We start from the raw sequence: 7,457 nt of genomic DNA on the forward strand, positions 1-7,457 counted from the left end.
ATTCCTCTTGTCCCATGTTTTTTGTTTAATTAGGGGTTCTATTTGTTTCCCAGGTGCAGACTTTGCAATATTTATTTCTGAATTCAGATTCTTTCATTGCGTCCCCCTTTAGCTTTTCAAAAAATGAAAAGTCTGATCTCAATAAATGTTGAAATCAAACTTTTAGTTTACATTATAATTTTTCTTCCCAGATTTACAAGGGGAGCTTTTTCAAGATCTAAACCGTTGTTTTAATACTTGCGCTTGTTTTTTTCTTTCATGATTTTTCTGGCTTTTTTCATACCACCAACCTCTGCAAACATTTCATTAAATTTTTCCGATTCAATCTGTCTTGAGCTTAAGCCTTCATATCGGGCTTCTTTTTTGAGTTTCAAATAGTTTTCAAGTCTGCGGGGATTAAGGCTTCCATCTTCAATGGCGCCTCTTACTGCACAGCCCGGTTCCTTTTTATGAGCACAATCCTTAAATCGGCATTGACTGGCTAATACTTCTATATCTGAAAATGACTGTGCTAAATCAACCGAGTCCACCCCCAGTTCTCTCATACCCGGGGTATCAATAAGAACTCCTCCTTCTGATAAAAGAATGAGTTCTCGTCTTGTACTGGCATGACGTCCTTTATCATCCTGACGAATTTCTTTTGTAGACAGAATTTCCTGACCTGCCAGACAATTGATCAGTGTGGATTTTCCAACACCTGAAGATCCGATAAACGCAGCTGTTGAGCCTTCCTTGATATAGGGTAGAAGCCTATCAATGGATGAGGTATCCTGATTGGATGTTGTGACAATATCTGTACCAATGGCGATGGATCTAATCTCAGCCTGTTTTTGCATCACATCTTCACACAAATCCGCTTTTGTCAGAACCACAACCGGTATGGCTCCGCTGTTCCAGGCCACGGAAAGGTAGCGTTCAAGACGGGATAAATTATAATCGTTGTTTAAGGACATGCAGATAAACACAATATCAATATTCGCTGCAACGATCTGAACTTCATTTTTAAAGCCAACGGCTGTTCGTTCAAATGAACTTTTTCGTTTCAGTACATGATGAATGATCCCGTTGCCATTTTCATCATTGCTGCGATCAACCATGACAAAATCTCCAACCGCCGGGAATTCTAAAAGATGTTTTGCTTTATGGCGAAATTTCCCAGCCAGGGTAGCAAAAAACTCTCCCTGATCTGTCACCACTTTATATAGATCCCGATAATGGGATATAATCCGGCCTGGTATAAACTCTGAATAACAGGTTGCTTCTGTTTTAAAACCTGGGGTAAAACCATATGCTTCTAATTTTTTCAATGGGTGTTCCTCCTACATATAAAAGTCCGATGGAGGCATTATGCAAGGGCCTTTATTTTACACAAACCTCCGTGTAAAACACACTATCCGCTTTTTCAAATCTTTTCTTCATAAAAAACAGCTCCTTTCAAAGTAGATTTAATCACATTATACTATAAATATTTATAGATTTCACCCTAATGGAGCGTTAAAGTTACGGAAATACTTCATAGAGACATCCCATATTACAATTTTTAGAATGCTAAGCACCCATCGCCATTCCAAGACATTATTCTATATTTGATATATTACACCAATCAGCTTGAAAATCCCTCTTATTCGCACTATAATTAAACCAACAAATATTGCTAATTATTAAGATTATCGTATGTGTCAAAATGAAGTCAGTGGAGGGCTTTGCCCGAAAGCAAGTTTTTGATGAAATAATGCAAATGTGTTATACTCTGAATTTCAATTAAAATAAAATATAAATAGAGTAAAGTGATTGATTAAGTATTTGAAAAAAGGAGAACGGTGTGAAATATCTGATTATAGGAGCAGGCGGTACCGGTGGATGCATTGGGGCTTATATGGCGAAAGCAGGAAAAGATGTGACTTTAATTGCCAGAGGCGAACATTTGGCAGATATTCAGAAAAGCGGACTTACGGTGGAAACAAATTGGCAGGGGACTTATACCGTGTTCCCCATAAAGGCCTGTGACACACAACATTATAATGAACAACCGGATGTAATTTTTGTCTGCGTAAAAGGCTATTCTCTGGAAGAAATTGTTCCGTTTATTAAACAGGTGGCTCATAAAAATACGGTAGTGATTCCCATTTTAAACATTTACGGAACCGGTGGGAAACTTCAGGAAATGCTTCCAGAACTGCTGATTACCGACGGCTGTATTTATGTGTCCGCCAATATTAAAGGTCCCGGAAGGATTCAGATGCACGGTGAAATTTTCAGGATTTTTTTTGGAGTCCGTGATCCAGCCCAATACCGACCGGTTCTGAAACAAATTGAAAGAGATTTAAATGATAGCCATATCATGGGAGTTCTATCCTCTGATATCAGAAGAGACGCTTTACAAAAATTTTCCTATATATCTGCAATGGCGGCCTGCGGTTTGTATTATCATGCAAAGGCGGCATCGATTCAGAAGCCCGGTGAAATAAGAGTGTCGTTTATCAATTTAATCCGGGAAATCCAGGCTCTGGCGGTGGCCATGGACATTCATTTTACCGTTGATATTGTCCAGTTTAATTTGGATATTTTAGATACACTTGCCCCTACGGCATCAACATCCGTACAGCGTGATATTAACCTGGGGAAACAGTCGGAAATTGACGGCCTTGTTTTTGAAGTCCTTCGAATGGGAGAAAAACACAATGTTTCCATGCCTACATATAAAAGGATATCAGAAAATATCAGAAATTCCTTTTAACCTTCCCAGAGCCTTCTCTGTAAAATAGGACGTTTCAGCTTTTTTTATATTAATTCTGCGAATTAACTATTCTGTAAAACGAAATTTTTTATTCTTTCTCTCAACTTTTTTTGTTACTCTCCTTATCGAAGTGGGTATAATTATTTATAATTGGTTACCATTAAAATTTAAAGGAGGAAGTAAAAATGAACATTCATTTAAGTAGTGTGACAAAGGGCAGTAAAGGTCTGGGGATCTTTGTCTCCATCCTTATGGTACTCCTTGGTATTGGGGTTTTCATAGCCCCACAGTTTTTCGTATCCATGATGATGTGGATATTCGTTATCGGCCTTATAATTTATGGTGTTTTCATGATTTTCGATTTTGCCAAAAGTTCAATTAAAAACGGTTGGAACCTCACCGCTGGGATTATGGTAGTCATCCTGGGCTTCTTATTGATTTTTGTTCCGGTATTGGCCACTGCAGAGACTTTCGCATTTATACTTGCATTCATGACCCTGTTCATTGGGATTAACCAGGTCACTGACTCAGTAGCGGCGAAAAAACAGGGCGGCGGTTCCGGATGGCTTACGGCTGCCGGGGTCATTAATATTATTCTAGGATTTTTCTTTCTTTTTAACCCTTACATCATGCTATTAACCTTTTCAATCATTGCCGGTATTTATTTATTTGTTGGTGGCATTGCGCTTTTTGCATCAACCATGTCAAGTAAGGCCTAACATTTTTTCAAATATTAATAAAGGCACAGGGTTTCAAATAGAACCCTGTGCCTTAAAATTATGATTCTTTTACTTTTCTTCTTTTCCATCTTTCTTTTTATCAATGAAGTCATTGATCTTTTCTGCGACATCTTCTTTTATTTCGCCTACCTTATCACCGATATCCATCGCTTTTCCTTCTAGATCCCCTTTTAAGGACTGAGTTTTACCCTTCAATTCCAACTCTTCGTTACCGGTAACTTTGCCAGCTACTTCCTTGACTGCACCTACGGTCTTATCTTTGGCTTCATCAATTCTACCTTTTGAATCTGTCATAATTAAATCCTCCATTCTATAAATTATTTTTATACTAAAACAAATGCCTTACTTGTCAATCAAGCTTAAAACCTAGTTTGGATCTAAGGGGTCATGGCCACGTGCGGTGCGAAGATTGAACGATAGAGCAAGTAACCACCATTGAAATTGTATGTATCAAAGCCGTTTTGCATCAGTATACGCGCGGCCACATAACCGCGAGCCCCGACCATGCAGGTCTCATAAACCGGCTTATCTTTGTCGAGTTCATTAAGATGGTCCCTCAGCGAATCCAGGGGAATATTAATAAATCCATCGATATGACCGTTTTCGTACTCCGCTGTTGTCCGTACATCCAGAAGCGTCACACTGCCATCGCGCGGAAGCTTTTCCACATCGTGCCAGTGAAAATTTTTCACCTTGCCCTTTAAAAGATTTTCGATGGCGAAGCCCACCATGTTCACGGGATCCTTGGCCGAACTATAGGGTGGCGCGTAACAAAGCTCCAGTTTCGTAAGATCATAAGCGGTCATCCCTGCTCGAATCGCGGTTGCCAGTACATCACACCGCTTGTCCACGCCATCATAGCCAACGATCTGAGCCCCCAGAATTTTACCGGTCTTTTTTTCAAAAACAGTCTTGATCCTCATGTTTGAAGCTCCGGGATAATACCCTGCATGGCTGGCTGAATAGGTAAATAATTTATCATAATCGAGCCCCAGACGTTTCGCGGTTTTTTCATTGACTCCGGTGGAAGCAACGGTGAGATCAAACACCTTCAGGATTGAGGACCCCTGCGTTCCGGTATAAACACTGTGATCGCCGCAGATGTTGTCCGCGGCGACTCGGGCCTGTTTGTTCGCCGGGCCCGCCAGTGCTACGAAGCCCTTGTTTCCAGTTACAAAATCAGTAATTTCAACGGCATCCCCCACAGCGTAAATATCTTTCTCCGAGGTCAGCATCTGGTCATCAACCACAATGGAACCGCGCTTATTCAGTAAAATACCTGCATCTCTGGCGATTCCGGTGTCAGGACGCACTCCGATGGCCATGATCAGCATGTCTGCGTCGATCTCATCGTTGTCCAGGGTAATTTTAAGAGAAGATCCATTATCACTGATGGAACGAAGCCCGTTGCCAAGCATCAGCCGCACCCCTTTGCTTTCAAGATGCCGATGAACATCGCAGGCCATGTCATAATCAATGGGAGCGATTACCTGATCCAGCATTTCAATAATGGTAACCGATAGACCCGCGTTCTTGAGGTTTTCAGCCATTTCAACACCAATGAATCCCCCTCCGACAACGACGGCGCTTTGGGGCTTATGATCATCGATATACTCTTTGATTTTGTAGGTATCCGGAATCGTTCGCAGAGTAAATACCTTATCCGAATCGATCCCTTCGATTTCTGGCCGGAATGGCTCGGCACCCATGGACAGGATCAATTTGTCATAGCCTTCCGAATAGCTTTCACCGGTGGCATGGTTTGTGACCATGACTGATTTCGCCTTTGGATCAATGGCGATCACCTCGCTGAGAATGCGTACATCCACATTGAACCGATCGTGAAAGCTCTTTGGTGTCTGCAAAGTCAGTGCTGATTTCTCCTTTATTTCACCACCGATATAATAAGGCAGCCCGCAATTCGCGTAGGAGATATAGTTGCCTTTTTCAAATATGATGATTTCCGCGTTTTCATCCAGGCGTCTCAGACGCGCTGCGGCGGTAGCCCCTCCGGCGACGCCGCCAACAATTAAAACTTTCTTACTCGTTGTCATTTTTTAGTCCTCCAATCTTATTTTCATACACAAAAAACTTGCTTATCCTGGATTACCCGAGTCGTCCCAAAGCGTGCTTGTGCTCGTTGACCCAGCATCCCACTTTGATCATGCCTTTCACAAATGTAACGACAAGCTCGGGGGAAATTTCACCATTTCGCCGTCATCACGGGTCATTCCATTCATTTTTTTGTTCATCACCGAACCTGCCAGTGACAATCGAACTCTTTTCTATGAAAAGCTCTATTAGTATGTTCATACCAAATAAATGAAATGATAAACAAAAAAATGACAACATAAAAAAAAGAGCCAGCATCCAAGGGAAAGATGCTGAACTCAAGGGATTTCATGGACTAAACCGGGCAAAAGTTAAAGTTATAAAAACGAACCCGTGTCATGCGTTTTTATGCTGATTACTTTTTTTCAATTTCAGTAACAGATTTGCTTTTAATCGTTTCAACCAGAAATTGTAAAGCATCGATCACATGTGGTCTGATGTCACCGCCGATCAGAACGTACATGATATCGTCACCGACCTCCAGCTGACCTTCATTAAGCCAAACCCTGACATGGAATATGCCGTCCATCTTGTAGGTTTCAGCAATTGCCGCATCAACTTTTTCTGCATCATAAGAAAATTCCATTCCTTTTACTAAAGAACCGTCATCCAATCCCTGGCGAACCTTGGCTTTGGGCGTTTGGCGCACGATACCATTGTGGGCTAAAAACATGCCTTCCTGTAAAGCAGCCGGATCATTTTTGGCTTCTTTGAGCCATTCATCAATGGATGGCGATATTTTTTTCATTTTTTCATTCATCATCAATTAACACTCCTTTTCATTATAATAATTACTGGCCAGATGAAAATCAACATAATTTGGTCCCTGTGAAAAAATTTGATTCTGTCATACATTGTCTTATCTATCATACCAGCATTTCATTCATATTGTCAACAAACCGGAAACAAATCATCGAGAAAGGTTATTAAGACCTCATGGCAACGAAGCGTATTATTGGTCCTTGCTATTACTTTTCACAATATACCCGAAGGTCTGGCTGTTGGAGTGGCCTTTGGAGGGCTGGCCTCGGGATCATCAGCGATGACCTTGGCCGGTGCTCTCACCTTGACACTGGGGATTGGACTTCAGGACTTTCCTGAAGGAGCGGCTGTATCCATTCCATTAAGACGAGAACATATGAGTCGAAAAAAAGCATTTTGCATTGGCCAATTTTCAGGCATGGTTGAACCTATCGCAGCAGTCATTGGAGCCGCCGCAGTGGTATTCATCACTCCCATCTTACCTTTTGCCCTTTCATTTGCAGCAGGTGCGATGATTTACGTCGTAGCGGAAGAACTGATTCCCGAGAAGACGAAGAGGATATTGCAACCGTCAGTGTTATTTTGGGTTTTACTTTAATGATGTTTTTGGACGTTGCCTTGGGATAGACCAATCTTTAATCTTCCTTATGTGATATAATGAAATTGCAAATGAACTCGTTTATAAAACACCCCAGACAGATTTAAGCTATATTTTGGAGGTAGTAAATATGTTAAGTGGAAAAACAATTACTTTAGGAATTACTGCGTGCAGTCCTGCAATCAAGTCTCTTGATTTGATTAGGGAACTAAAACATTTGGGAGCAGAAGTGCATGTTATTATGACACCTAATTCAGTAAACTTTGTCACCCCTTTGCTTGTTCAAAGAGAAGCTGGCACACCTATTCAAATTGAACAGTTTGATTTACCAAAAGCTTTTGATTTAAATCACCAAGCGAATTCAATAAAATCCGATTTAATGTTGATTGCTCCTGCATCTGCAAACACTTTAGGAAAAGCTGCAAATGGCATTGCTGATAATCTGCTTTCAACGAATATCCTGTCAGCAAAATCTCCGATCATGATTGCTACACATATAAACCCTACA

Annotated in this window: 7 protein-coding genes and 1 pseudogene; 4 read left to right on the forward strand and 4 right to left on the reverse strand. The window is 41.0% G+C overall.

Features of this window, described 5'->3' with window-relative positions:
- Positions 1-230: 230 nt before the first annotated feature.
- Entirely contained in the window at positions 231-1,307 is a 1,077-nt protein-coding gene (gene rsgA, locus VIK44_RS13610; protein WP_331554436.1) for a ribosome small subunit-dependent GTPase A, read from the reverse strand.
- A gap of 515 nt (positions 1,308-1,822) precedes the next feature.
- Between rsgA and VIK44_RS13615 the strand changes: the two genes are divergently transcribed.
- Together VIK44_RS13615 and VIK44_RS13620 are read left to right on the forward strand one after the other, a co-directional pair.
- Positions 1,823-2,737, forward strand: coding sequence for a 2-dehydropantoate 2-reductase (locus VIK44_RS13615; protein ID WP_331554437.1), 915 nt, complete (start codon positions 1,823-1,825; stop codon positions 2,735-2,737).
- 185 nt (positions 2,738-2,922) lie between these two features.
- Complete coding sequence (locus VIK44_RS13620; RefSeq protein ID WP_331554438.1) at positions 2,923-3,456, forward strand: HdeD family acid-resistance protein; 534 nt, start codon at positions 2,923-2,925, stop codon at positions 3,454-3,456.
- A gap of 69 nt (positions 3,457-3,525) precedes the next feature.
- Here VIK44_RS13620 and VIK44_RS13625 read toward each other — a convergent pair whose 3' ends face one another.
- The 3 genes from VIK44_RS13625 to VIK44_RS13635 all read right to left on the reverse strand — a co-directional run bounded on the left by VIK44_RS13625 (position 3,526) and on the right by VIK44_RS13635 (position 6,352).
- Positions 3,526-3,771 (reverse strand): CsbD family protein, encoded by a 246-nt coding sequence (locus tag VIK44_RS13625; RefSeq protein WP_331554439.1) that lies wholly within the window; start codon positions 3,769-3,771, stop codon positions 3,526-3,528.
- 83 nt (positions 3,772-3,854) lie between these two features.
- A complete protein-coding gene (locus VIK44_RS13630) occupies positions 3,855-5,531 on the reverse strand; it encodes an FAD-dependent oxidoreductase (RefSeq protein ID WP_331554440.1) in 1,677 nt (558 codons plus the stop codon).
- Positions 5,532-5,944: 413 nt separating this feature from the next.
- On the reverse strand, positions 5,945-6,352 hold the full coding sequence (locus tag VIK44_RS13635) for a molybdenum cofactor biosynthesis protein MoaE (RefSeq protein ID WP_331554441.1): 408 nt from the start codon (positions 6,350-6,352) through the stop codon (positions 5,945-5,947).
- Positions 6,353-6,442: 90 nt separating this feature from the next.
- Between VIK44_RS13635 and VIK44_RS13640 the strand changes: the two are divergent.
- Positions 6,443-6,978 (forward strand): annotated as a pseudogene (locus VIK44_RS13640) (ZIP family metal transporter); the annotation flags it as partial.
- 101 nt (positions 6,979-7,079) lie between these two features.
- The coding region (locus tag VIK44_RS13645) for a flavoprotein (protein ID WP_331554442.1) at positions 7,080-7,457 on the forward strand (378 nt) is incomplete at its 3' end.

Source organism: Acetobacterium sp., from assembly GCF_036508315.1.
GTDB lineage: Bacteria > Bacillota > Clostridia > Eubacteriales > Eubacteriaceae > Acetobacterium.